A 23602-nucleotide genomic window follows, 5' to 3' on the forward strand; every position below is an offset into this window, starting at 1 on the left:
GCCGGCGGCGAGCGCGGGGGTACGGATCAGGAGTACGGCAGGCGCAGCACCGACTGGTTGCCGATGCCCACCGTGGTGGGGTTGTTGCCGATGGCGGACCAGACCTCCACCCGCACGGTGCCGTTGCTCAACGTGCCCAACGTGCCGGTGGCCGAGGCCAGGCCGGCGTTCTGGGTGTAGTGCTCGTAACCGGGGACCGGGTCGGTGGCGAAGTAGCGCCAGGTCTCCGTCCGGTCCCAGCTGCCGTTTCCGGTCAGGTCGTAGGAGACGCGCACCTGCACCCCGTTGCCGACGGCCGTGCCGGCGTCCAGGAACAGGTCGAACGCGGTCTGCGCCCCGGAGTAGGCGAGGTTGAGGCCGGTCGCCGTGAAGACCTGCGGGTTGGTCGGCGTTCCGTCGTGGTTTCCGTTGGCGGCCGCGACAGTGGTCGTGCCCGCGCTGGCGGCGGCGCCCAGCCCGCCACCGGCGAGCAGGTAGCGCGTGGGCGAGCCCGAGCTCGGCGGCGGCGTGGTCGGCGGGGCGGTGGTCGGCGGCGCGGTCGTCGGCGGCGCCGTGGTGGGCGGTGCGGTGGTCGGCGGGTTCGTGCTCGGCGGCACGCCACCGGAGGCGTTGCCGCCACTCCACGTGTACGCCCCGGTGGTGGCCGTCTTTCCGGCCGCGACGGTGAGCCGGGTGCCGGTGGAGAACGTGACGGTGATCGGGTTCGCCGTCGGGTTCGACGCCACGTAGGTGCGCGTGCCGTTGCGGGAGAACACCGCGCTCAGCGGATGGTTGGCGGTGACCGACGTGTCGACGGTGCCCAGTGCCGCGAGGTTGCGGATCCAGTGGAAGGTGTGCGCCCGGCTCTCGCCCTCCTCGGGGGTGTAGCCCGGGTTGGCGCGCAGGTTCGCCAGGGCCGCGTCGGGGTCGCCGAGGGCCTGGAACTGCCAGAGGATGTCCTGCCACACCGTCGGCGGCCCGCCGTTGTTGCGGACCAGTTCGGCGTAGTTGGTGCGCACGTACGCCGGGTTGTTGCCGAGGTAGAGGTGCCCGCCGGTGACCGGCAGCAGGTTGATGCCCTGGATCATCTCCGGGTCGGCGCTGAACCAGGTGGCGTACGCGCCGCCGTCGCCCCAGACCATGCCGACCGTCGAGTGCCCGAAGGCGGCGGGGAAGTTCTGGTCGCTGGCGTCGAACCAGTACTCCTGGATGGCGGCGGCCTGCGTCGTGTAGAGGAAGACGCCGGCGTCGCGTACGGCGGTGTCGCCGGTGACCTGACCCCACTGGATGAGGGCGTTGGCGAAGTTCATCCCCTCCGAGGACGACTCCTGGTTGTTGCCCGAGCCGAACGAGCCGTGCCCGGACGCCCAGTCGTGGCCGGCGTAGATGTCGAAGTCGCGCAGGTACGGGAAGCGGGTGTCGTCGCGGCGGTAGTTGTTGGCGTCGCGGATCAGCAGGTCCACCATGCCGCCGTAGCGGCTGGTCGCGGCCCAGGAGGGGTCGAACTTGGCCAGGGTCGCGGCGGCGGCGATGAAGTAGCCGTAGTGGAAGTGGTGGTCGTTGAGTTCCTGGTCGGAGCCGTACGACGCCGGGTAGCCGATCAGGGTGCCCCAGTTGGCGTCGTAGTAGAAGAGCCTCTGGGTCTTGCCGCTGGACGCGGTGAACCAGTCGGTGAGGGTGCTGCGGATGGCGTTCAGCGCGCTGTCGCGGGTGGCCGTGTCGTTGACCAGGTCGGCGACCTCGGCGAGCCGGGCGGCGCGGCCGAGGCCCTTGCCGGTCCAGTACGTGTCGTTGCCCCGCTGGTCCATCGGGTTGCTCCGGGCGGCGGCCAGTTGGCTGGTGAGCGTGGCCAGGTCCGTGCCGCTGCCGTCGCCGACGGCCGGCAGTTCGGGAAGGACACCCTGGAACGCCATGGCGGTCCGGAACTGGTTGACCCCGGTGAGGACCTTCATCCGACCGCGCGCCGACGGGTACGTCGGCGTGATCGGCGTCGAGCCGGCCAGCGACTTCCACTGGTGCGGGTAGAGGCTGACCACTGTCTGCGTGGCGGTCCCCTCCCGGGCGTTGGTGGTGAACGCGTACGTCGTGCTCAGGCCGTTGGTCGCCGGGTCGTAGGCGTAGGAGACCCGGGTGCCGGTGACGTGGGCGTGCGCGTACCGGCCGTAGGTGCTGGCCAGGTCGGCGCGTTCGGTGGCGTTGGCCGTGGGAGGCAGCAGGGCCACGGAGAAGTAGCCGCGACCCGCGAGGGTGGAGGAGATGCGGCCGCCGCTGACGGTCCAGGTCGCGCCGCTGGGGGCGTACGCCACGTAGTCGTGGCCGTTGACCCGGAAGCCGATGGTGGCGCCGCTGTTGGACCACACCTCGGCGCCGGACGTGCCGATCACCGCGTCGCCGCCGCTGGCCTGGAAGTACGCGAACGGCAGGCCGTGGCCGATGGTGGCGCGCAGGGTGCGGCTTCCGTCGCTCCAGTACGGGCTGACCGTCCAGTCGGTCCAGCCGTCCACCTTGACCTGGGGCGCGGCGAGCCCGGCGACGCCGACGCGGATGTCCTGCACGTACGGGTAGTGGTACTCGCCGACGCCGGTCGCCGTGCCGCTGATGGCGGGTGTGGAGTTGGCGGAGAAGCCGAGGCCGTCGGTGAACGTGTCGTAGGACGTCGGGTGGGCGTGCAGGGGCTCGCTGAAGGCGCAGTCGGTGCGCTTCCACAGCAGCGAGGACCACCAGTCGTTGGTGGGTACGGCACCGGCGGGCGCGTTGGCGGTGGCGAACTGGCGGGGGTTGCTGGACATCGCGCCGCAGCCGGTGGGGAGCGCGCCGACCGGGGTGGTGGTGTAGCTGCCGGCGCCCACGGGTGCGGCCTCGGCGGCGCGGGTGACGGGGATCGTGAGGCCACCGACGACCAGGGCCAGGGCGGTGGCGGCTGCCAGTGCCCAGCGGCGGTGGGGGACGGGAGGTTTCATGGTGCCTCCATCGCGCGTCCCGGTACGGACCGTGCCGGCCCGGGCGCGTAGCGTCTGAATTGTGGAAAACGTCGATCGAGAGAGCGCTCTCTCAGGCGGCACGGTAATCGACCCCCGAGATCCCCGTCAATGTGTCGGTCCGGTTGCGTGCTGATGTCGCAAACTGATCGCCCGCCGCGCCGGCCCGGCCGTCAGCTCTCCGCCACGCCGATCCCGTCCAGGTCGGCGTGCAGCGCGTCCGGCGCGCGCATGCGCCACGCGTCGGTCACGAGTTCACTCAGACGCTCGACGGTGACCGCCGCCAGGCGCAGCATCACCAGCGGCAGGCCGTCGTAACCGGACGTGGTGAAGAAGACCTCCGGTTCGCCGAGCAGGAGAGCCTGCTTCTCGGCCTCGTCCCCGACGAACAGCACCGCGATGTCGCGCCGGATCACCCGGGGCCTGCCCGGGCTGCGCTCGGGATAGGACCAGACGAAACCCTTGCCGGCCACCCGGAAGTCGAAGCCCTCGCTCTCGATCTCGACCGTGTGGGGCAGGGCCAGGGCCAGACGGCGTACGTCGTCGGCGTCAGCCACCGAGACCCCGCACCGCGCGTGCCATCCGCATGCGCCGAGATTACGCACCGGGACCGACAGGTGGCGGGCGGGCCGCCCACCGGCGGCGTCAGCCGGCGGACAGGTCGACGGCGGCGGCGCCGACGACCGCCCGGTCGCCCTCGCGCTGGACGTAGCCGATCACCGTGGACTGGCCGGGGTCCAGATCCGGCGGCGTGGTCAGCTCCACCTGCCCCTGCTCGGCGTCCAGGGGCACCGAGGTGAAGGCGCGCACCACATTGTCCTGCCGCAGCGTCCGGCCGGCGTTCTCGCCGCGGGCGATCGCGCTGTGCAGGCCGCGTTGCACGAGCGCCACGTTCACCACCGCGCGCTGCGACAGCCGCTGGATCCGGTAGCCCACCACCATCCGCCGCCCGCCGTCAGCGACCTCTGCAACGGACAACGTGAGGGGCGCGGCGGCCGGCGACATCAGGGCGGACGCGACGGCCCTCGCCGCCTGGGCACGGTCGGAGCCGACAAACTCCACGGTGCCGTTGACGATCATCTGTGGGGTGTAGAGACGCCCGGAGCCGAAGCCACGGGCGTACGCCTCCTGCCGCGCCGTGTAGGCCGCGTCCGCGAACTGGTCGGGCCAGCCCAGATCGTCCCAGTAGTCGACGTGGAAGCCGAGGGCGAAGACGGGCTCTCCCCGCGTCCGGGAGTCCTGGTCGATCTCGGTCAGCAGCTCCTCGGCGGGAGGGCAGCTGTTGCAGCCCTGGGAGCTGAACAGCTCCACGACGGCGACGCCGCCGCCCGCCTCCGAGGACTGCCGATCCGGCTGACGGGCGGGGTCCGACCCGTGCGGCGATGGGTTCGTCATGGCGCGTCTCCTCCCAGAGCTGCCGGCGCCTGGGCGATTTCCCGTTCCCGGATCGACAACGCCTGGTCAGCGGGGCCGCGAGGGCGGACGGGTGCGTCCAGGGGCCACACGTGCCTCCCTACCACGAATCGACCGTTGCGCCCGGCGATGCCACTTACGGGTAAAGCCCGCCTGAGTGATGTTCTCCTCCGATAGCGTGCCAATGAGAGGAAAACTCTCATTCGTCACAAGATGCGGCTAAGGAGTCAGTAATGAAGCGCAGCGTAGCGCTAGCGGCGGCCCTCCTGGTGGGTCTGACCAGCGTCGGAACGCTTCCCGGAGCTGCCTGGGCCGACGGCGGCGGCCCGACCGGCAACCACGACGACCGCGGGGGAGGTGACTACCACCACGACAGCGAGGGCGCGGTCTTCGTCCAGACCAACAAGGCCGAGGGCAACACCATCAAGGTGTACGACCGCGACGAGGACGGCCGCCTCAGCAAGGCGGGTGAGTACGAGACCGGCGGGCTGGGCGGCTTCACGATCGGCGCTCCGGTCGACGCGCTGGCGTCACAGGGGTCGTTGACGTACCACCGGGGGCTGCTGTTCGCCGTGAACGCCGGCAGCAACACCCTGACCGTCTTCCGCGTCGACGGCACCCGGCTGCACAAGGAGCAGGTGATCTGGTCCGGGGGGCTGCTCCCGGTCAGCGTCACGGTCCGCGGTGGCCTCGTCTACGTCCTCAACGCCGGTGGCGAGGGCTCGGTGCAGGGTTTCCAGCTGCACAAGGGCCGCCTGTCGCCGATCCACGACTCCAACCGGTCGCTCGGCCTGCACAACGGCAACCCGCCCGCGTTCATGACCGCTCCCGCCCAGGTCGAAATCGACCCGGACGGTGAGTTCGTGTTGGTGTCGACCAAGGCCGCCAACGTCATGTTCAGCTTCGAGATCGGTCGCGACGGCGAACTGTCCCGCCGGCCGGTCATCAGCGACGCCGGGTCCGTGCCGTTCGGCTTCACCTTCGACACGGAGGACTCGGTGCTGGTCACCGAATCCGGCAGCAACGAGGTCGGCCGGTTCGACCTCGACGAGGACGGCGCCCTCGACCAGGTCGGGCCGTCGGTGCCGAACGGCCAGCAGGCGCCCTGCTGGATCCAGCGGGTCGGCGACTACTTCTACGTCGCCAACGCCGGCAGCTCCACCATCAGCGCCTACCGGGTCGATGACGACGGCAAGCTCCAACTCGTCCACGCCGTCGCCGCCGACACCGGAGGTGGGTCGATCGACATGACCACCAGCGACGGCTTCCTGTACGTCCAGAACGCCGCCGCCGGCAACGTGCAGGGCTACGAGGTGAAGGACGACGGCTCGCTGCGCCTCGTCACCACGGTCGAGGGCCTGCCGACGTTCACCGACGGCATCGGCATGGAAGGCATCGCCGCCTCCTGACGGCCGCACACCGCTGGTCCCGGTCGCCCGCGACCGGGACCAGCGCACGTCCCCACCCGGCCCGGGCACACACCGCGCCGCGGTGGTTTCGGCGGAGCCCGCCACGGGGCAGAAAGAGAGTCGCTGACGACAACATCTTCGAAGGGACCACCCCCGTGGAAATCCAGGGCTTCTTCACCGCGATCATCATCGGCCTGGTCATCGGCGCCCTCGGTCGGCTCGTGGTGCCCGGCAAGCAGAACATCTCGATCGTGCTCACCCTGGCGATCGGCGTGCTCGCCGCGATCCTCGGCACGCTCGTTGCCGGCGGGCTCGGCGTGGACGAAACCGCCGGCATCGACTGGATCGAACTGCTCCTGCAGGTGGTGTTCGCCGCGATCGGCGTGGCCGTCACCGCCGCCGCGTACGGCCGTCGGCGCGTCTGACGTCCCCGCGCGGGCCCGCTCCCGATCAGGAGCGGGCCCGCGCGCATCGGGACCGTGACCGGGTGGGCCGGTCACGGGCGCTGTGCTTGGATGGTCCGGTGCAGTTCACCGTGACAGACGCGCCCACGCGGGAGCGGTTCGAGGCGCGCGACGAGACGGGCGCGGTCGCCGGGGTCGTCACCTACCAGCTGACCGGCGCCATCATCGCCTACACCCACACCGAGGTCGATCCGGCGTACGAGGGCCGGGGCGTCGGGTCGACCCTGGCCCGCGCGGTCATGGACGACGCGCGGGCCAGGGGACGCACCGTGGTGCCGATCTGCCCGTTTCTCGCCGAGTGGCTGGTCAAGCACCCGGAGTACGAGGACATCGTGGTGCGGTCCACCCGCAAGGTGAAGTAGCGGCCGGCCACCGCGCGGTGGACGTCGTCGAGCGGGGCGACGACGCCGACCCGGTGCAGGATGTCGACCAGCTCATTTTCCCTGGTTGTCGGTGCGGTGACGGTCGATCGTCTCGGCGATCCGCTTGATCCGGCGGAGTCGGGCATCCCAGGTGGCGCCGACGGCGGTCAGTTGGGCGACCGCACGCGCGAGCTGCGCCTCGTCGACCTGGTAGTGACGCTCCCGGCCGGCCGGCGCGGAGTGGATCAGGCCGACCCGGTCCAGGACGGCCAGGTGCTTCGAGACGGCCTGGCGGGTGACGGGCAGTCGCTCGCTCAGCGACGTGGCGGTGCCGGGCCCGCCGGCGAGCAGCAGGTCGATCATGTTGCGCCGGATCGGGTCGCCGATCGCCGACCACAGGGCGTCGTCGACGGCTGTGGTCATGACGTGGCGACCAGCCGGGCGACGTACGTGCCGAGCGCGGGGACGTAGTGGTTCCATCCGCTGACGTGGTCCTGGTACTGCTTCTCGAGCAGCGCGATCTCCCAGCCCATCTCGCGAAAACCGGTCTCGGTCATGCGGAGGCGGGTCCCGGTCGCGATCGGGACGAGGTCGAAGGTGACCAGCAACGACCGTCCCACCCGGTCGGGCTCGGCGAAGCACCAGCGAAACGAGAACCGCTTCGGCGGGTCGACGTCCACGACGGCGAGGTCGACGGTCGTCGTCTCCCCGGTCTGCGCGTCGCGCCACACCAACTCGCCGGTCGCGCCCGCCACCGGTTCGAACCGGGCGTCGTCCGGCCACCACTCCCGCACGTGCTCGGGTTGGCTGACCACCTCGAAGACCACCTCGGGCGAGGCGTCGATGTCGATGTCCCGTTCGATGACTCCGTACTCCATGCGTACCACCCTTTCGCAACCTTTGGTTGCGTCAGGTTACAACGCCCCGGTCGCCTCGCGCAACCGATGGTTGCGCATTCGGTCCGGGGTGCGGGGCACGACGTGCCGACATGGCGGTGACGGTACGGTCCAGGGTGGGCAACCGCCCCGCCTTCGCCATCGTCCCTCCACATCCCCGTCGGGAGACCTCAACGATGACAGCCGCCACCTTCCGTGCCCTGCACCACGACCGCCCCGCCGGCGACCCGCTCGTGCTGCCGAACGCCTGGGACGCGGGCAGCGCCCGGGTCTTCGCCGACGCCGGCTTCGAAGCGCTCGCCACGCCGAGCGCAGGGATCGCCGCCTCCCTCGGCTACGAGGACGGCTCCACCCCGGCCGCCGAGATGTTCGCCGCGGTGGCGAGGGTCGTGCGGGCCGTCTCCGTTCCGGTGTCCGCGGACGTGGAGGACGGCTACGGGCTCGCTCCCGCCGAGCTGGTCGAGCGGCTGCTGGAGGCGGGCGTCGTCGGCTGCAACCTGGAGGACTCCGAGGGGCACGCCACGCTCAAGGATCCGCAGCGGCACGCGGACTGGCTGGCCGAGGTGCGGGCGGCGGCGGGCGACGCGCTCGTCATCAACGCGCGCGTCGACACGTTCCTGTTCGGCTCGGGTGACCCGGCCGACGCCGTCGCCCGCGCGAAGCTGTACGTGGCGGCGGGCGCCGACTGCGTGTACCCGCTGCGGGCCCCGACCGAGGTCCTTCCGGTGCTGCGCGAGGGCATCACCGGCCCCATCAACATGGCCGCCGCGCCGAACCGGGAGTCCGTGACCGAGCTGGCCCGACACGGCGCCACCCGCATCACGTTCGGCCCGGGTATGCAGCGCTACGCGATGGCCGCGATCGGTGACCTGGCGGCCAACCTGCGCGCCTGAGGCACCGGCCGGCCGGCACGTCCTCCGAGGCGGGCGGCTCCGCCCGGGGGTCAGGCGTCGGCGCGGGCCGCCAGGGCGTCCACGAGGCGGCGGGCGGAGCCGGCCAGGTTCCACCGGCCGGCCAGCTCGAGCAGCCGCTCCGGGTCGGCGGGGGCGGTCGGCAGCGCGGTGGGCAGCTCCGGCAGAGCCACGTCCAGGGCGACCCGGACCACCGTCGGCGCGACGGCCAGGTAGTCGCGGGCGGCGGCCAGCTTGGTGCGCAGGCCCGGCGCGAAGGACGAGTCGGAGTCGTCCAGCGCGGCCAGGATGCCGTCGATGCTGCCGTACCGCTCGATGAGCCGAGCGGCGGTCTTCTCGCCGACGCCCGGCACCCCGGGCAGTCCGTCGCTGGGGTCGCCGCGCAGGGCGGCGAAGTCGGCGTACCGGTCGGCGGGCACCCCGTAGCGGGCGCGGACCGCCGCGTCGTCGCAGTCGTCGAGCTTGGCCACGCCGCGCCCGACGTAGAGCAGCCGCACGGCCCGGGAGTCGTCGATGAGCTGGAACAGGTCCCGGTCGCCGGAGACCACCTCGACCGGGCCCGGCTGGGTCACCGACAACGTGCCGAGCACGTCGTCGGCCTCGTAACCGGTCGCGCCGACGGCGGTGATGCCTACCGCGTCGAGGACCTCCAGGATCATCGGCACCTGCGGGGAGAGCGTGTCGGGGACGACCTCGCCGCCCTGCGGGGCCACCCGGTGCGCCTTGTACGACGGCAACAGCTCGACCCGCCACGCCGGCCGCCAGTCGTAGTCCAGAGCGCACACCATCCGGTCGGCGCCCCGGCCGCGGATGAGCGTGGCGAGCATGTCGAGGAAGCCGCGCACCGCGTTGACGGGCGTGCCGTCCTCGGCGCGCGCGGCGGACTCCGGGATGCCGAAGTAGGCCCGGAAGTAGAGGCTGGGTGCGTCGATCAGCAGGATCGGGGATCGGTGTGCCACGCCCGACAGCCTGGCACAGCCCTGCGACGATCACCGGTACGCCCGGCCGCCCGGCGGGGTCAGCGCCGCTCGTCGTGCCGGTAGACGGTGTCGCGTCGGGCGAGGTGCTGCACGACGTAGCTGGTCACCAGCAGCAGGATCGCTACCAGCACCTCGACCCAGGCGGCGACGCCGTCGGCCACGGTGAGCCCGATGACCAGCAGGACCAGGCCGACGAGCGCGAGGACCCCGGCCCACAGTTGCCGGCGACGGCGGGTCGCCGCCCGGTTCGCGTCGTTCGCTGTCACGTCGGCCCTTTCGGTCGCGGCCTCATGCGGACGTCCCGAACCCCAGGCTATGGCCCCCGCCCCCGTCCTACCCGGGAAACCACGGTGCGGGCGGGTCGTGCACCGGCGCAGACTGCCGGTGTGGCGTTTCTTCCCGGCCTGGTGCTGGCCCGCCGGTACCACGACGAGGTGGTCGCGCCGATCCTGCGCGGTCGTCTCCCCGCCCTGCGGTACGCGGCGGGGCTGCTCGACGGTGGCTCGGAGGTGCTCGGCCTGGACACGGCCCGGTCCACCGACCACGACTGGGGTCCGCGTGTGCAGGTGTTCGTCGGGCCGGCCGACGTCGCCGCGATCCCGCGGATCCGCGCCGTGCTGGACGCCGACCTGCCGACGGAGTTCCTCGGCTGGCCCACCCGTTTCGCCGGCGACGGCCGACTGGGCGTCGTCGACGCGGCCGGAACGCGGCACGGGGTCACGCTCGACGAGGTGGCCGGCTGGTGGCGGCGCCGGCTCGGCTTCGACCCGATCGCCGGGGTCGGCACGGCGGACTGGCTGGCGAGCCCGACCCAGCGGTTGGCGGAGGTGACCGGTGGCGAGGTGTTCCATGACGGCCTCGACGGCGCGCTGACCGCTCGACGGGCGGCGCTGCGGTGGTATCCGCCGGACGTGTGGCGGTACGTCCTGGCCGCCGTGTGGACGCGGATCGCGCAGGCTGAGCACCTGCCCGGCCGGTGCGCCGAGGTCGGCGACGAGTTGGGCAGCCGGGTTGTCACCGGAGGCATCGCCCGTGACGTGCTCCGGCTCGGTCTGCTGCTGCGCCGACGTTGGCCGCCGTACGACAAATGGCTCGGCACGGCCTTCGGCCGGCTGCCGGGCGCGGCCCCGGCGGTCGCGGCGCTGGTCGAGGCGACCGGCCCGGGCGACTGGACCCGGCGCCAGGCCGGTCTGGTCGAGGCGCTGGAGACCATGGCCCGGTGGACCGACGACACCGCTCTGGCGGCCCCGGTACGCGCCCGGGCCGGGCCGTTTCACGACCGGCCGTTCCTGGTGCTGCGGGCCGAGCGCGTCGCCGCCGCCCTACGTGCCGCGGTGACCGACCCGACGCTGCGCGAGCGGCCGCTGCTGGGCGCGGTCGACCAGTACGTGCACAGCGTCGATGTGCTCAGCCACGCGACCCGGGCTCGCCGGGTGGCCGACGGCCTGTGGTCGGGGTGACCGCAGCCGGAGATCGTGGACAGTTTCCGTCAACCGATGACGGAAACTGTCCACGATCTGCTCGGAGGTGCGATTCGGCGTCCGGGTCAGGCCGGGAGGGTCCAGCGCTGGTTGGCGCCGGCGAAGCAGTCCCAGATCTGCAACCGGGCGCCGTCGGCCGAGCTGTTGTCGGTGACGTCCAGGCACTTGTTGGACTGCGGGTTGCGCAGCGTGCCGTTGGACTGCGCCTGCCAGACCTGGGCGCCGCTGCCGTTGCAGTCGTACAGCTGCACCTTGGCGCCGTTGGCGGTGGAGGCGCTGGTGATGTCGGCGCACTTGCCGAGGGCGCGCAGCGTGCCGTCGCTGGCGACGGTCCAGGTCTGCGCGTTGGTGCCGTTGCAGGTCCAGAGCTGGATGGCGGTGCCGTTGGCGGTGCTGGCCGAGGCCACGTCCACGCACTTGCCGCCGAGGCCGGTGATCCGGCCGGTACGACCGGACGGCGGCGGGGTGGTGCCGCCCATGATGGTGTCGTACATGGCGCTGACCAGCGAGGTGGAGCCGGTGGTGTCCTGCGACAGCTCCCAGTTCATGACGCCGCCGGCGTTGGCGAGGGCCCACTGCGTCTTGCGCTTGACGGTCGGGACGCCGTTGTAGCACTGCTGCGCGCCGCCGGCGGTGGTGCAGTCCCGGTTGGCGTTGGCCGGGTCCAGGGCGACGAGCGCCGAGTACGTGTAGTAGCCGGGGCGGCTGTAGAACGGGATGCCGAGGACGGCCTTGCTGGCCGGCAGGCCGCGGGACTTCCACAGGTTGATGCTGTTGATCGACCAGTCGTAGTTGGAGTGCGGGCTGCCGCCGTCGTACGCCATGATGTTGAGCCAGTCGACCTGGCCGAACACGGCCGTCGGCACGCCGTCGAGGTAGTAACCCTCGGAGACGACGGCAGCGGTGAGCAGCTTGCCGCGGCTGTGCATGGCGCTGCCGAGCTGCGACATGAGCTGGCTGTAGTTGTTCGCCGAGGCGCCCGGGTCCGGGTACTCCCAGTCGATGTCGACGCCGTCGAGGTTGTACTGGTTGACGAAGTTGACCAGGTTGTTGACGAAGGCGCCCCGGCTGCCGGAGTTGGCCGCGAGGGCCTCGAAGGCCGAGTCGTTGCCGTCGTTCCAGCCGCCCACGGCGATCGAGACCTTGACGTTGTTGGCGTGCGCCTGCGACACCAGGGAGGAGAGCTTGCTCGGGTTCTCCACCGCGCGCAGGCTGCCGTCGTTGTTGGGCAGCACGAACGCGTAGTTGATGTGGGTGAGCTTGTTGTACTGGATGGTGTTGACGTTGCCAGCCCACGAGGGCATGTAGCCGACGCTCTTGAAGTTGTTCGGCAGCACCACTGCCTGCGCGGCGGTGGGGACGAGGGTGACGGTGGCGGCGGCGGTGGCCAGGGCGAGCAGGCCGGCGCTGAGGGCGCGGCGCAGTGGTGAGGACATCGGGGGCCTTCCCGTGGGCGGGGGACGACGCCCGCCCGCGCAGGGTTGTCGCGGGCGGGAAATACGGTACGCAGGAACGGGTGGGCCTCGAGGCAGCCAAATCTTAAAGAGTGTTAACTGTCGTCGTCAATCAACGCCGGTGGATTTCCTCGCCCGGGCGGATGTGGGCTTCTGGGGATGCCCAAACGACCGTTAAGCTCACGGGGTGGGAACCGATGAGTTGTACCCGCCGGACCGGCTGATCGCCGCCCAGCGCGCCACCGCCGCCGCCGGCCTGGACGCGCTGCTGCTCACGCCCGGCTCCGACCTGCGCTACCTGACCGGGTACGACGCCCACGCGGGGGAGCGGCTGACCTGCCTGGTGCTGCCCGCCGAGGGCGTCCCCACGCTCATCGTGCCCAGACTGGAACGTCCCGCCGCGGAGGCGGCGCCGACCACCGGCGTGCGCATCGTCGACCATCCCGACGGCGTCGACCCGTACCCCCTGGTCGTCGCCGCCCTCGACGGCCCGCCGGCGGCCGTCGGGCTCGCCGACCGGATGTGGGCCGAGCAGGTCCTCGCCCTGCGCGCGGCGCTGCCCGGCGCCGCGCAGCGGCTCGCCGGTGAGGTGCTGCGCGAGCTGCGCGTCCGCAAGTCCCCGGCGGAGGTCGCGGCGCTGGCCGAGGCGGGCGCGGCCATCGACGAGGTGCACCTGCGCATGGGCCGGTGGCTGCGCCCCGGCCGCACCGAGGCCGAGGTGGCGGCCGACATCGCGGCGGCGATCCGCGACGCCGGGCACGTCAGCGTCGACTTCGTCATCGTTGCCGCCGGCCCGAACGCGGCCAGCCCGCACCACGGCACCTCGGATCGGCCGATCGGCGCCGGTGAGCCGGTGGTGGTGGACATCGGCGGCACGATGCCGTCGGGCTACCGCTCGGACTGCACCCGCACCTACGTGGCGGGCGGGCCCGCGCCTGCCGACTTCGTGGACTACTACGCCGTGCTGCACGCCGCCCAGCGCGCCGCGGTGGCGGCGGTGCGTCCCGGGATCACCGGCGCGGCGGCCGACGCGGCCGCCCGGGAGCCGATCGCCGCCGCCGGTTACGGCGACGCGTTCCTGCACCGCACCGGGCACGGCATCGGCCTGGACGGTCACGAGGAGCCCTACCTGGTGGCCGGCAACGACCGGCCCCTGGAGGCCGGCATGGCGTTCTCCATCGAACCGGGCATCTACCTCGCGGGCCGGCACGGCGCCCGCATCGAGGACATCGTCGTCTGCACGACGGACGGCGTGCAGCGGCTCAACACCACCCCCACGGAGCTCATCGCGCTATGACTGTCGACCGGATCCTCCCCACCGACGAGGCCCACGACCTGCTGGACCTCGCCACCGAGCTGGCCGACCGCGAGCTCGCGCCGAAGGCCGCGGGCTTCGAGGAACGCGCCGAATTCCCCCGCGAGGTGCTGCGCACCATCGGCCGCGCCGGCCTGCTCGGCCTGCCCTACGCCGAGGAACACGGCGGCGCGGCGCAGCCGTACGAGGTGTACCTGCAGGTGCTGGAGATCCTGGCCAGCCGGTGGCTGGCGGTCGCCGAGGCGGTAAGCGTGCACACCCTGAGCTGCTACCCGGTCGCCGCGTTCGGCAGCGCCGAGCAGCGCAAGCTCCTGCCGGACATGCTCGGCGGCGAACTGCTCGGCGCGTACTGCCTCTCCGAGCCGCAGGGCGGCTCCGACGCGGCGGCGCTGAGCACCCGGGCGGTCCGCGACGGCGACGCGTACGTCGTCTCCGGCACCAAGGCGTGGATCACGCACGCCCAGGTGGCCGACTTCTACAACGTCTTCTGCCGCACCGGCGGGCCCGGCCCGAAGGGCATCTCGTGCCTGGTCGCCGACGCGGGCACCGCCGGCATCGCGCCGCAGGCCGCCGAGCGGACCATGGGGCTACGGTCCTCGCCGGTGGCGCAGATCGCCTTCGAGGAGGCGCGGGTGCCGGCCGACCGGCTGGTCGGCGGCGAGGGGGCGGGCTTCACCATCGCGATGTCCGCGCTGGACTCGGGTCGGCTGGGCATCGCCGCCTGCGCGGTCGGGCTGGCCCAGGCCGCGCTCGACTACGCCGTCGGCTACGCCCGGGAACGCCAGCAGTTCGGCAGGTCCATCATCGACTTCCAGGGCCTGGGCTTCCTGCTCGCCGACGCGGCCACCCAGATCTCCGCCGCCCGCGCGCTCACCCTGGCGGCGGCCCGGCTGCGCGACGCGGGGCGTCCGTACTCGATCGAGGCGGCGAAGGCGAAGCTCTTCGCCACCGACATGGCGATGCGGGTGACCACCGACGCCGTGCAGGTGCTCGGCGGCGCCGGCTACGTGGCCGACCACCCGGTCGAGCGGTACATGCGCGAGGCCAAGGTGCTCCAGATCGTGGAGGGCACCAACCAGATCCAGCGGTTGGTGATCTCCCGGGCGCTCGCCAGGAGCTGAGACGGCGGGTCAGCGCGGCGTTCGCCGTCGCCGTCGCGCCGATTTCCCGGTAGGTTGCTCGCCGTGGAGGAGATCGACCGCGCCATCGTCGCCGCGCTGACCGCTGACGGCCGTCTGTCGTACACCGACCTGGCCGAGAAGGTGGGGCTGTCGGTGTCCGCCGTGCACCAGCGGGTGCGCCGGCTGGAGCAGCGCGGGGTGCTCAAGGGGTACGCCGCCCGGGTGTCGTTCGAGGCGCTCGACCTGCCGTTGACCGCGTTCGTGGCGATCCGGCCGTTCGACCCGTCGCAGCCGGACGACGCACCGGAGCGACTGGCCCACCTGCCGGAGATCGACTCGTGCTACTCGGTGGCGGGGGAGGACTTCTACCTGCTGCTGGTGCGGGTGGCCAGCCCGGCGGACCTGGAACGGGTGCTGCAGGAGATCCGCACCTCGGCGAACGTGACGACGCGCACGACAGTGGTGCTGTCCACCCCGTACGAGAACCGCCCGCCGAAGATCAGTGCCGGGGCGCCGAGTCGGTCGCGGTCCCGGGCGCCGGAGGAGCCGGCTGGTTCCACCGCAGGATGACCTGCCGGCCGTGCTCGTGACCGAGCGCGCTGACGGTGGCGGTCTCCAGGCGCAGCCGTCCGCCGGCGGACGGTGGCAGGCCGATCCAGCGGGCACCGAGGACCCGCAGGCTGTGCGCGTGGCCGACGAGCGCCACGGTGCCCCGGTCCAGCAGCGGGGTGACCCGAGCGAGCACGCGGTCGACGCGTTCGCCCACCTCGCCGGGTGACTCCCCGCCGGGGCAGCCGTCGGTCCAGATGTTCCAGTGCGGGTCGTCGTCGTGGATGTCGACTGTGGTGCGGCCCTCGTACTCGCCGTAGTTCCACTCGCTGAGGTCCTCGTCGACCGCGTCGACGGTCAGCCCGGCCAGCTGCGCGGTGCGCAGCGCCCGGGAGCGGGGGCTGGCCAGCACGCGCACGAACTGCCGGCCGGCCAGGAACGCGGCGAGGGTGCGGGCCTGTCGCTCGCCGTCGGGGGTCAGCTCCAGATCGGTGTACGAGGTGTGCCGCAGGCTGGCGCTCCAGGTGGTCTCGCCGTGCCGGATCAGCAGGAGCTCTCCCATGCCGCCAGTTAACCATCGCGGTGGGGTGACGACTGCCGCCCTCCCTCAACCTATCTTCCTAGGATGCTCTACGCGGTGTGCCGACCGGCACCACCGGTTTCAGCACCGGGAGAGAGGGCATGCGAGCCTCGACAACCGCCAGACCGAGGAGGCGCGATGAGCTTCACCGAGAAGGCAAAGAACAAGGTTGAGCAGATGGCCGGCGCCGCGAGGGAGCGCGTCGGCGACATGACCGACAACGAGCGGATGCGTGGCGAGGGCGCCAGCCAGCAGAGCGACGCGCGCGCCAAGCAGGCCGGTCAGAACGTCAAGGACGCCGGTCGCAACGTGAAGGACTCCTTCACGAAGTGACCTGAGCGGTCCGCGGGTCCCCGGGTGCGCCGTCGCCCGGGGACCCGTCGTGTGCACGGTTAGGGTCGTGGGGTGACAGTGCTCCGCTCCCTGGTGTTGTTCGTGCTGGCCGCGCTGGCCGAGATCGGTGGCGCCTGGCTGGTCTGGCAGGGTTGGCGGGAGCAGCGCGGCCTGTGGTGGATCGCCGCCGGCGTCGTCGCGTTGGGCTGTTACGGCTTCGTGGCCACGTTCCAGCCGGACGCCAACTTCGGCCGCATCCTGGCCGCGTACGGCGGGGTGTTCGTGGCCGGCTCGCTGGGCTGGGCGATGGTGGTCGACGGCTTCCGCCCGGACCGTTGGGACCTGACCGGCGCGGCGCTGTGCCTGCTCGGCGTAGCAGTCATCATGTACGCCCCCCGCACCCCAACGCTAGGCCCCTAACCCACCCGGCCCCGCCCACCCCGGCCCCGCCCACCCCGGCCCCGCCCCACCACGTCGATCATGGAGTTGTGGCGGGGGATGAAGTGGTCGCGGTGCGCCAAACCCGGCACCACAAGTCCATGATCGACGCGGTGGGGGCGCGGGGCTGTGAGAGGGGCTTGCGTTTGGGATGATCAGCGGCGTGACTGGCGCTCGGCTTCGGCCGTTCTGGTGTGGCTTACTCGTTGCGGTGGCTGTGGTCGGCGGTGCCGGGTGCACGGCCTCGCGGGTGCCGCCGCCGGATCAGCCGGTCTTCGTCGGCTCGTCGACGGCTGCGGCCGTGCCCTCGGCCGGTCCCGCCGCGACGTCGGCCACTCCCGGTCTGCCCGTGGGCAGCCCCGCGGCGACGTCGGCAGGTCCCGCCGTACCGCAGACCGTTCCGACGCCGACGGCGCCGATGCTTCCGGCTGTGCCGGGGGCGACGCGGGTCGGGACCCGGGCGCCGGTGGTCGACCACGGGCCGCGGGTCGGTAACCGGGTCGCGTTGACCTTCGACGCGGACATGACCGACGGGATGCTCGCCAACCTGCGCAGCGGAAAGGTCCGGTCGTACGCCAACCTGCGCATCCTGGACCTGCTGGAGCGGGAGCAGGTGCCGGCGACGTTCTTCCTGACCGGCAAGTGGGTGCAGCGGTACCCGGACGTCACGCGACGGATCGCCGGTAATCCGCGTTTCGAGCTGGCGAACCACACGTACGGGCACGCGGCGTTCACCGCCGACTGTTACGACCTGCCGCGCCAGTCGGTCGACACGTTGGCTGCCGATGTGGCGAAGACGTTCGAGGTGATCGCGCCGTACGGCGGCCGGCAGACCCGGTACTTCCGCTTCCCGGGGCTCTGCCACGACGCGGCGGCGTTGGACGCGTTGGCGCCGCTGGGCGTGACTGTCGTCGACGGGGACGTGGTGAGCGGTGATCCGTTCGCGAAGGCGTGGAAGCCGCTGGTGCGCGCGGTGCTGGACCACGTACGCCCGGGTTCGGTGGTGATCATGCATGTGACCGAGGCGAACGCGGCGATGACCGATGAGGCGTTGCCGCACATCCTGGCCGGGTTGGCCGAGCGGGGGCTGGTGCCGGCGCCGCTGTCGCAGGTGCTGGCCGCCGGTTGAGTCGGCGGCCAGCACCTGCGGTGCGTCAGTCGTCGCGGTGGTCGTTCCACCACTGCTGGCCGCCCTCGGGGAGGGTGTCGATCGGGTCGTAGTAGGCGTAGCGCTTGTTGAGCGCCTCCAGGTCGGCGGACTCGATGGAGGTGCGGTAGTTCTTGGTCCAGTAGGAGATGCCGCGCTCACGGTCGTAGTCGGTGAGCATGTGCACCCAGCGCTTGCCGACGAAGGGCACGTCGCAGACGATCCGTGGGGTGGCGTAGCCGGGCAGGTAGCCCATGATGTCGTGCTGGAGCTGCTGGGCGTGCCAGACCGGGACGCGCCAGTGTTCGGCGTTGGGGATCATGTCGCACATGTAGAAGTAGTACGGCAGGATGCCGGCTTCGCCCTGGAGCGCGAAGCAGAGGTCGAGCAGCTCGGGTGTGGTGGCGTTGACGCCGCGCATGAGGACGCCCTGGTTGCGGACGTCGCGGACGCCGACGTCGAGGGCGGTCTGGGCGGCCTTGGCGACCAGTGGGGTGAGCGACTGGGCGTGGTTGACGTGGGTGTGGATGGCGAGGTTGACGCCGCGTCGGGCGGCGGTGCGGGCGACGCGTTCCAGGCCCTCGACGACGTCGGGTTGCAGCCAGTGCTGGGGCAGGCCCATGAGGGCCTTGGTGGCGAGGCGGACGTCGCGGACCGTCTCCAGTTCCAGCAGGCGCATGAGGTACGACTCGAGGTTGCGCCACGGGACGTTGGCGACGTCTCCGCCGGAGACGACGACGTCGCGGACGCCGGGGTGGGCCTTGAGGTAGGCGATGTGGGCGTCGTAGCGGTCGACGGGCTTGAGGGTGAGCTTGAGCTTGTCGACGGCGGGGGTGGAGTTGCCGACCAGGTCCATGCGGGTGCAGTGGCCGCAGTACTGCGGGCAGGTGGAGAGCAGTTCGGCGAGGACCTTGGTGGGGTAGCGGTGGGTGAGCCCTTCGGCGACCCACATGTCGTGCTCGTGCAGGCTGTCGCGGCTGGCGTAGGGGTGTGACGGCCAGTCGGTGCGTCGGTCGGAGGCGACCGGGATCATGTAGCGGCGGATGGGGTCGGCGAGCAGCGCCTCGGTGGTGAGCGGCGCGAACGGCACCATCGTGTTGATCATTTGTGGCGGCACCAGCATGGACATGGTGGCCAGGGCCTTCTGGTCGGCCTCGAGGTCGGCGTAGAAGGTTTCGTCGATCAGGTCACCGAAGACGGCGCGGAGCTGCTTGATGTTCTTGATGCAGTTGACGCGCTGCCACTGGGCGGATTCCCACTGGTCGCGGGTGACGGTGCGCCAGCCGGGGAAGCGGGTCCAGTCGGGTTCGACCAGGGGGCGGCGGTGGTATTCGTACGGCTGCCCGGCGGTCGGTACGGCGACCGGGGCGTGACGGGGTTGCGGGATGGTTTGGGTCACGGCCCCTCCTCGGTGGTGCGGTGGATCATCGAAACCCGAAGGCTACTGGAAAATATTCGGTACAGAAACTAGTCTGCCGTAAGTTTTCCCGCTACGCGAGCCTTGACCGGGGCTTCGAGCGGCTGGGCAGGGGAGGTCGGCGTGACGTCACCGGTGGGACTGCACCGCGTCGTGGAACCGTCGGGGGTGTTGCCGCAGGCGGCCTGGCGGCTGGACGCGTCCGCCGCGATCGCTGCGAACGAGGTGCGGATCCGGGTGGAGCGGTTGAACCTGGACGCAGCGAGTTTCCGGCAGCTGTCGGAGAAGCACGGCGGCGACGGGGATGCCGTGCGCGCCGAGGTGCTGGAGATCATCTCCACGCGGGGGAAGATGCAGAACCCGGTGACCGGCTCCGGCGGGATGCTGATCGGCACTGTCGAGGAGGCCGGTCGGCGGTCCCCGCTGGGGCTCAAGGCCGGTGAGCGGGTCGCCACGCTGGTGTCGTTGACGTTGACGCCCCTGGTGATCACCGACGGGCTGGCCCGCTGGGACGGGCGCAGTGAGCAGGTGCCGTGTGACGGGTGGGCGATCCTGTTCGCGCGGTCCATCGCGGCGGTGCTGCCCGATGACGAGGATCCGCAGTTGTCCCTGGCCGTGCTGGACGTGTGCGGGGCGCCCGCGCTGACCGCCCGGGTGGTGTCGCGCTACGTGGAGGATCGTCGGCGCGGTGGTGATCCGACGCCGGTGCGGGTCGCGGTGATCGGTGGGGCGGGCAAGAGTGGGTCGCTGTCCCTGGCCGCGGCGCGACGTGCGGGCGCCGCGCGTACCGTCGGGGTGGTTCCGGTGGCGGCGGAGCGGGACGCGCTGACGGCCGCCGGGCTGGCGTCGGTGGTGGCGTTGGCCGACGCCCGTGACCCGGTGGGGTTGTCCACGGCGGTGACCACCGCGCTGGGCGCCCCGGCGGATGTGACTGTGGTCTGCGTGGACGTGCCGGGGTGTGAGCACGGGGCGGTGCTGGCCACCGCGGACGGCGGCACCGTGATCTTCTTCTCGATGGCGACGAGCTTCTCCGCGGCCGCGTTGGGCGCGGAGGGGTTGGCGGCGGACGTGACGATGCTGGTGGGCAACGGGTACGTGCCGGGGCACGCGGAGTTGGCGTTGGGGCTGCTGCGCGCCGAGCCGGGGGTGCGTCGGCTGTTCGCGGCGCGGATCGCGGCAGACTGAGGTCATGACGAACCCCTCGACGTTGTACCGCGGCGGCGTACTGCACTGCCCCGCCGACCCGAGCGCGACCGCGCTGTTGGTGTCCGGTGGGCGGATTGCCTGGTTGGGCACCGACGGTGACGCGCCGCCGGCCGACCGGGTGGTGGACCTGGACGGGGCTCTGGTGACGCCGGCGTTCGTGGACGCGCACGTGCACGCCACGGACACCGGGTTGGCGTTGTCCGGGCTGGAGTTGTCCGGGGTGCGCTCGGCGGGGCAGTTGCTCGACGCGGTGGCGGTGTTCGCGGCGGGGTTGCCGGCGGACGCGGTGGTGCTGGGGCACGGCTGGGACGAGTCCGGCTGGTCGGACACGGCGTTGCCGGACGCGGCGGCCCTGGACCGGGCGGCCGGTGGCCGGCGGGTGTACCTGTCGCAGGCGTCGATCCATTCGGCCCTGGTGTCGTCGGCGTTGCTGGCGGCGTGTCCGCAGGCGGCGCAGGCGTCCGGGTACGACGCGTCGGGCTGGTTGCGGCGCGACGCGCACCATGTGGTGCGGGCGGCGGCGCAGGGGTCGGTGACGCGCTCGCAGCGGGTCGCCGCGCAGCGGGTGGCGCTCGCGCACGCGGCGTCGTTGGGTATCGCGGCGGTGCACGAGTGCGGTGGTCCGGAGATCTCCGACGAGGAGGACTTCACGGGTCTGCTGGGCATCTCCGGGGCGGGGTTGCCGGAGGTGTACGGGTACTGGGGTGAGCTGGGTGGCGCCGCGCGGGCCCGGGAGTTGGGCGCGGTGGGCGCCGGCGGTGATCTGTTCGCGGACGGGGCGTTGGGGTCGCGCACGGCGCACGTGTCGCAGCCGTACGGCGACGGTGAGGGCTGCGGGCACGGGTATCTCAGCGCGGAGCAGGTGCGTGATCACCTGTTGGACTGTGCGGCGCATGGCCTGCAGGGCGGGTTCCACGCGATCGGTGACGCGGCGATCGGCACGGTGCTGGACGGGTTCGCGGCGGCGGCGGCGACGCTGGGTGTGGAGCGGTTGCGCGCGGCCCGGCACCGCGTCGAGCACGCGGAGATCATGAACAAGTCGATGATCGCGCGGTTCGTGGAGTACGGGATCGTGGCGAGCATGCAGCCGGCGTTCGACAGGTTGTGGGGTGGCGCGGGCCGGATGTACGAGGCGCGGTTGGGCCTTGCGCGGTCGTTGGAGTCGAATCCGATGGGTGCGATGCATTCGGTGGGTGTGGCGTTGGCGTTCGGGTCGGATTCGCCGGTGACGCCGCTGGACCCGTGGGGGTCGGTGCGGGCGGCGGTGGCGCACCACAGTCCGGCGCAGCGGATGAGTGTGCGGGCGGCGTTCGCGGCGCACACCCGTGGTGGGTGGCGGGCGGTGCACCTGGACGTCGAGGGTGTGCTGGCGCTGGGTGCGCCGGCGACGTTCGCGGTGTGGTCGACGCCGGTGGGCGTGGAGCGGGGTTTGCCGGTGCTGGTGGCTGAGGACCCGGAGGTGCGGGGTCCGGACGATCCGACGCCGCTGCCGGTGTGCCGGCGGCTGGTGTTGCGCGGTGAGGTCATCTATGAGGAAGGGTCGTCGTGACCGGGAAACTTGACCTTGATCCGGTGTTGGTGGCGCGGGCGCGGGAGTTGGCGCGGCGGGCCGGGCAGCCGGTGGTCGACCTGGCCCGCAGCCACACGACGGTGTCGGTGGAGCGGGCGGTGCTGCGGCTGGCCGGGGTGAGCGGCGCCGACCCGGACGGCATTCCGTGGGTGAACCGGCTCGTGGACGCGGTCGTCGCGGACGTGGGGTTGGGTCACGGGGTGGCGGTGCCGGTGTTCGACGCCCTCGCCCGCGAGGGCACCACGGATGTGACGTTGCTTGCGCAGAAGGCCGCGGCGGGGTCGGTGCGGTTCACGCTGCCCACCGGGCGGTCGGCGACGGCGGCCCGGTCGGCGGCGCGCAAGGCGGTCGGCGCGGGTATCCGGCGGATCGACCGGCGGCGCGCGGAGCGGGACCGGCTGATCAAGCGGCACGGGGACCCGAAGCAGCGGCCGTGGATCTACCTGATCGTGGCGACGGGGGACATCTACGAGGACATTCCGCAGGCGCAGGCGGCCGCCCGGGCCGGCGCGGACGTCATCGCGGTGATCCGGTCGACGGGGCAGTCGCTGTTGGACTACGTGCCCGAGGGCGCGACCCGGGAGGGCTTCGCCGGCACGTACGCCACGCAGGAGAACTTCCGGTTGATGCGCGCGGCGCTGGACGAGTCGTCCAAGGAGTTGGGCCGCTACGTGCGGTTGACGAACTACGCGTCGGGCCTGTGCATGCCGGAGATGGCGACGCTGGCCGGCCTGGAACGGCTCGACATGATGCTCAACGACTCGATGTACGGCATCCTGTTCCGCGACATCAACCCGGTCCGTACGTTCGTCGACCAGCGGTTCTCCCGGCAGGTCCACGCCCGCGCCGGGATCATCATCAACACCGGTGAGGACAACTACCTCACCACCGCCGACGCGGTCGACGAGGCGCACACGGTGACGGTGTCGCAGCTGCTCAACGAGTTCTTCGCGCACGAGGCGGGCCTGGCGGACTGGCAGTTGGGCCTTGGGCACGCGTTCGAGATCAACCCGGAGGTGCCGGAGTCGTTCCGCCTGGAGTTGGCGCACGCGCTGCTGGCCCGGGAGCTGTTCCCGGACGCGCCGCTCAAGTGGATGCCGCCGACGAAGCACATGACCGGTGACGTGTTCCGGGGCAACCTGCTCGACGGGTTCTTCAACCTGGCGGGCGCGCTGACCGGCCAGGGGATCCTGCTGGTGGGGATGATGACCGAGGCGGTGGTGACGCCGTGGCTGTCGGACCGGGACATCGCGCTGCAGAACGTGCGGTACGTCCTCGGGGCCGCCGGCGGGCTGCACGAGGACTTCGTGCCCGCGCCGGACGGGTTCATTCGCCGCCGCGCCAACCAGGTCCTCGGTGAGGCGCTGGACCTGTTGGAGCGCATCGGGGAGCAGACGCTGCTCACGGCGATCGCCGAGGGCACGTTCGGGATCATGAAGCGGCCGGCGGACCGGGGCAAGGGCCTGGACGGGGTCGCCGCGCACGAGGCCGACTACTGCAACCCGGCCACCGACATCCTGGAGGCGGCGGCGTGAGCGAGCGTAGCGAGCGAACCGGCCAGCACAGCAGTCCCGCGCTCACGTCGCCGGCGCGAAGCGG

The 23602-nt window shown here is 72.0% G+C and carries 24 protein-coding genes; 14 read left to right on the forward strand and 10 right to left on the reverse strand.

Annotated elements, in window-relative coordinates:
* Positions 1-26 precede the first annotated feature (26 nt).
* The 3 genes from AB0B39_RS24245 to AB0B39_RS24255 form a co-directional block, all read right to left on the reverse strand.
* Positions 27-2939: a glycosyl hydrolase gene (locus tag AB0B39_RS24245; RefSeq protein WP_357490319.1), complete on the reverse strand. Its 2913-nt coding sequence runs from the start codon at positions 2937-2939 to the stop codon at positions 27-29.
* 191 nt (positions 2940-3130) lie between these two features.
* The gene (locus AB0B39_RS24250; protein ID WP_357490321.1) at positions 3131-3514 is read right to left on the reverse strand and encodes a hypothetical protein; all 384 of its coding nucleotides are present in this window, start codon (positions 3512-3514) and stop codon (positions 3131-3133) included.
* Positions 3515-3602: 88 nt separating this feature from the next.
* On the reverse strand, positions 3603-4352 hold the full coding sequence (locus AB0B39_RS24255) for a DUF1223 domain-containing protein (RefSeq protein WP_357575467.1): 750 nt from the start codon (positions 4350-4352) through the stop codon (positions 3603-3605).
* A gap of 251 nt (positions 4353-4603) precedes the next feature.
* Here AB0B39_RS24255 and AB0B39_RS24260 point away from each other — a divergent pair, with 251 nt between their 5' ends.
* From AB0B39_RS24260 to AB0B39_RS24270, 3 genes are all read left to right on the forward strand, one after another.
* Positions 4604-5779 carry a beta-propeller fold lactonase family protein gene (locus AB0B39_RS24260; protein ID WP_357575468.1) on the forward strand — a complete coding sequence of 392 codons (1176 nt, stop codon included), beginning with the start codon at positions 4604-4606 and terminating at the stop codon, positions 5777-5779.
* A gap of 155 nt (positions 5780-5934) precedes the next feature.
* On the forward strand, positions 5935-6204 hold the full coding sequence (locus AB0B39_RS24265) for a GlsB/YeaQ/YmgE family stress response membrane protein (RefSeq protein WP_357490326.1): 270 nt from the start codon (positions 5935-5937) through the stop codon (positions 6202-6204).
* A 98-nt stretch (positions 6205-6302) separates the two neighbouring features.
* Entirely contained in the window at positions 6303-6605 is a 303-nt protein-coding gene (locus AB0B39_RS24270; protein ID WP_234581891.1) for a GNAT family N-acetyltransferase, read from the forward strand.
* A 72-nt stretch (positions 6606-6677) separates the two neighbouring features.
* On the opposite strand, the gene AB0B39_RS24275 is transcribed toward AB0B39_RS24270, so the two are convergent.
* Entirely contained in the window at positions 6678-7028 is a 351-nt protein-coding gene (locus tag AB0B39_RS24275; RefSeq protein ID WP_357575469.1) for a metalloregulator ArsR/SmtB family transcription factor, read from the reverse strand.
* Entirely contained in the window at positions 7025-7483 is a 459-nt protein-coding gene (locus AB0B39_RS24280) for an SRPBCC domain-containing protein (RefSeq protein WP_357575470.1), read from the reverse strand. Before AB0B39_RS24280 ends, AB0B39_RS24275 begins: the two co-directional genes overlap by 4 nt.
* 194 nt (positions 7484-7677) lie before the next feature.
* Between AB0B39_RS24280 and AB0B39_RS24285 the strand changes: the two genes are divergently transcribed.
* Complete coding sequence (locus tag AB0B39_RS24285) at positions 7678-8394, forward strand: isocitrate lyase/phosphoenolpyruvate mutase family protein (RefSeq protein WP_357575471.1); 717 nt, start codon at positions 7678-7680, stop codon at positions 8392-8394.
* A gap of 50 nt (positions 8395-8444) precedes the next feature.
* Here the strand turns inward: AB0B39_RS24285 and AB0B39_RS24290 are convergent, their stop codons facing one another.
* Complete coding sequence (locus AB0B39_RS24290) at positions 8445-9371, reverse strand: 5'-3' exonuclease (protein WP_357490332.1); 927 nt, start codon at positions 9369-9371, stop codon at positions 8445-8447.
* Between the two features lie 59 nt (positions 9372-9430).
* Positions 9431-9658 (reverse strand): hypothetical protein, encoded by a 228-nt coding sequence (locus AB0B39_RS24295; RefSeq protein WP_355051137.1) that lies wholly within the window; start codon positions 9656-9658, stop codon positions 9431-9433.
* Between the two features lie 120 nt (positions 9659-9778).
* Here AB0B39_RS24295 and AB0B39_RS24300 point away from each other — a divergent pair, with 120 nt between their 5' ends.
* Complete coding sequence (locus AB0B39_RS24300; protein ID WP_357575472.1) at positions 9779-10852, forward strand: DUF4037 domain-containing protein; 1074 nt, start codon at positions 9779-9781, stop codon at positions 10850-10852.
* Between the two features lie 86 nt (positions 10853-10938).
* On the opposite strand, the gene AB0B39_RS24305 is transcribed toward AB0B39_RS24300, so the two are convergent.
* The gene (locus AB0B39_RS24305; protein ID WP_357575473.1) at positions 10939-12309 is read right to left on the reverse strand and encodes a glycosyl hydrolase family 18 protein; all 1371 of its coding nucleotides are present in this window, start codon (positions 12307-12309) and stop codon (positions 10939-10941) included.
* 205 nt (positions 12310-12514) lie between these two features.
* Here AB0B39_RS24305 and AB0B39_RS24310 point away from each other — a divergent pair, with 205 nt between their 5' ends.
* The 3 genes from AB0B39_RS24310 (at position 12515) to AB0B39_RS24320 (ending at position 15333) form a co-directional block, all read left to right on the forward strand.
* Positions 12515-13624 carry a Xaa-Pro peptidase family protein gene (locus AB0B39_RS24310; protein WP_357575474.1) on the forward strand — a complete coding sequence of 370 codons (1110 nt, stop codon included), beginning with the start codon at positions 12515-12517 and terminating at the stop codon, positions 13622-13624.
* The gene (locus tag AB0B39_RS24315) at positions 13621-14763 is read left to right on the forward strand and encodes an acyl-CoA dehydrogenase family protein (protein ID WP_234581879.1); all 1143 of its coding nucleotides are present in this window, start codon (positions 13621-13623) and stop codon (positions 14761-14763) included. Before AB0B39_RS24310 ends, AB0B39_RS24315 begins: the two co-directional genes overlap by 4 nt.
* 63 nt (positions 14764-14826) lie before the next feature.
* Complete coding sequence (locus AB0B39_RS24320; RefSeq protein ID WP_007460055.1) at positions 14827-15333, forward strand: Lrp/AsnC family transcriptional regulator; 507 nt, start codon at positions 14827-14829, stop codon at positions 15331-15333.
* Here the strand turns inward: AB0B39_RS24320 and AB0B39_RS24325 are convergent.
* Entirely contained in the window at positions 15263-15874 is a 612-nt protein-coding gene (locus tag AB0B39_RS24325; RefSeq protein ID WP_234581878.1) for a histidine phosphatase family protein, read from the reverse strand. The genes AB0B39_RS24320 and AB0B39_RS24325 overlap by 71 nt on opposite strands.
* A 156-nt stretch (positions 15875-16030) precedes the next feature.
* Between AB0B39_RS24325 and AB0B39_RS24330 the strand changes: the two genes are divergently transcribed.
* The 3 genes from AB0B39_RS24330 (at position 16031) to AB0B39_RS24340 (ending at position 17792) form a co-directional block, all read left to right on the forward strand.
* A complete protein-coding gene (locus AB0B39_RS24330; protein WP_088989634.1) occupies positions 16031-16225 on the forward strand; it encodes a CsbD family protein in 195 nt (64 codons plus the stop codon).
* 72 nt (positions 16226-16297) lie between these two features.
* A complete protein-coding gene (locus AB0B39_RS24335) occupies positions 16298-16645 on the forward strand; it encodes a YnfA family protein (RefSeq protein WP_357490339.1) in 348 nt (115 codons plus the stop codon).
* Positions 16646-17093: 448 nt separating this feature from the next.
* A complete protein-coding gene (locus tag AB0B39_RS24340; RefSeq protein ID WP_357490341.1) occupies positions 17094-17792 on the forward strand; it encodes a polysaccharide deacetylase family protein in 699 nt (232 codons plus the stop codon).
* A 25-nt stretch (positions 17793-17817) separates the two neighbouring features.
* Here the strand turns inward: AB0B39_RS24340 and AB0B39_RS24345 are convergent, their stop codons facing one another.
* Positions 17818-19209 carry a lysine 2,3-aminomutase gene (locus AB0B39_RS24345; RefSeq protein WP_357490343.1) on the reverse strand — a complete coding sequence of 464 codons (1392 nt, stop codon included), beginning with the start codon at positions 19207-19209 and terminating at the stop codon, positions 17818-17820.
* 153 nt (positions 19210-19362) lie between these two features.
* Here AB0B39_RS24345 and AB0B39_RS24350 point away from each other — a divergent pair, with 153 nt between their 5' ends.
* From AB0B39_RS24350 to AB0B39_RS24360, 3 genes are read left to right on the forward strand one after another with little or no spacing between them, the layout of a single operon-like run.
* Complete coding sequence (locus tag AB0B39_RS24350; protein WP_357490620.1) at positions 19363-20412, forward strand: zinc-binding alcohol dehydrogenase; 1050 nt, start codon at positions 19363-19365, stop codon at positions 20410-20412.
* Positions 20413-20416: 4 nt separating this feature from the next.
* The gene (locus AB0B39_RS24355) at positions 20417-21982 is read left to right on the forward strand and encodes an amidohydrolase (protein WP_357575475.1); all 1566 of its coding nucleotides are present in this window, start codon (positions 20417-20419) and stop codon (positions 21980-21982) included.
* Positions 21979-23538 carry a lysine 5,6-aminomutase subunit alpha gene (locus AB0B39_RS24360; RefSeq protein WP_357490347.1) on the forward strand — a complete coding sequence of 520 codons (1560 nt, stop codon included), beginning with the start codon at positions 21979-21981 and terminating at the stop codon, positions 23536-23538. Before AB0B39_RS24355 ends, AB0B39_RS24360 begins: the two co-directional genes overlap by 4 nt.
* Positions 23539-23602: the final 64 nt, after the last annotated feature.

The sequence above is a fragment of the Micromonospora sp. NPDC049114 genome (assembly GCF_040648635.1).
GTDB lineage: Bacteria > Actinomycetota > Actinomycetes > Mycobacteriales > Micromonosporaceae > Micromonospora.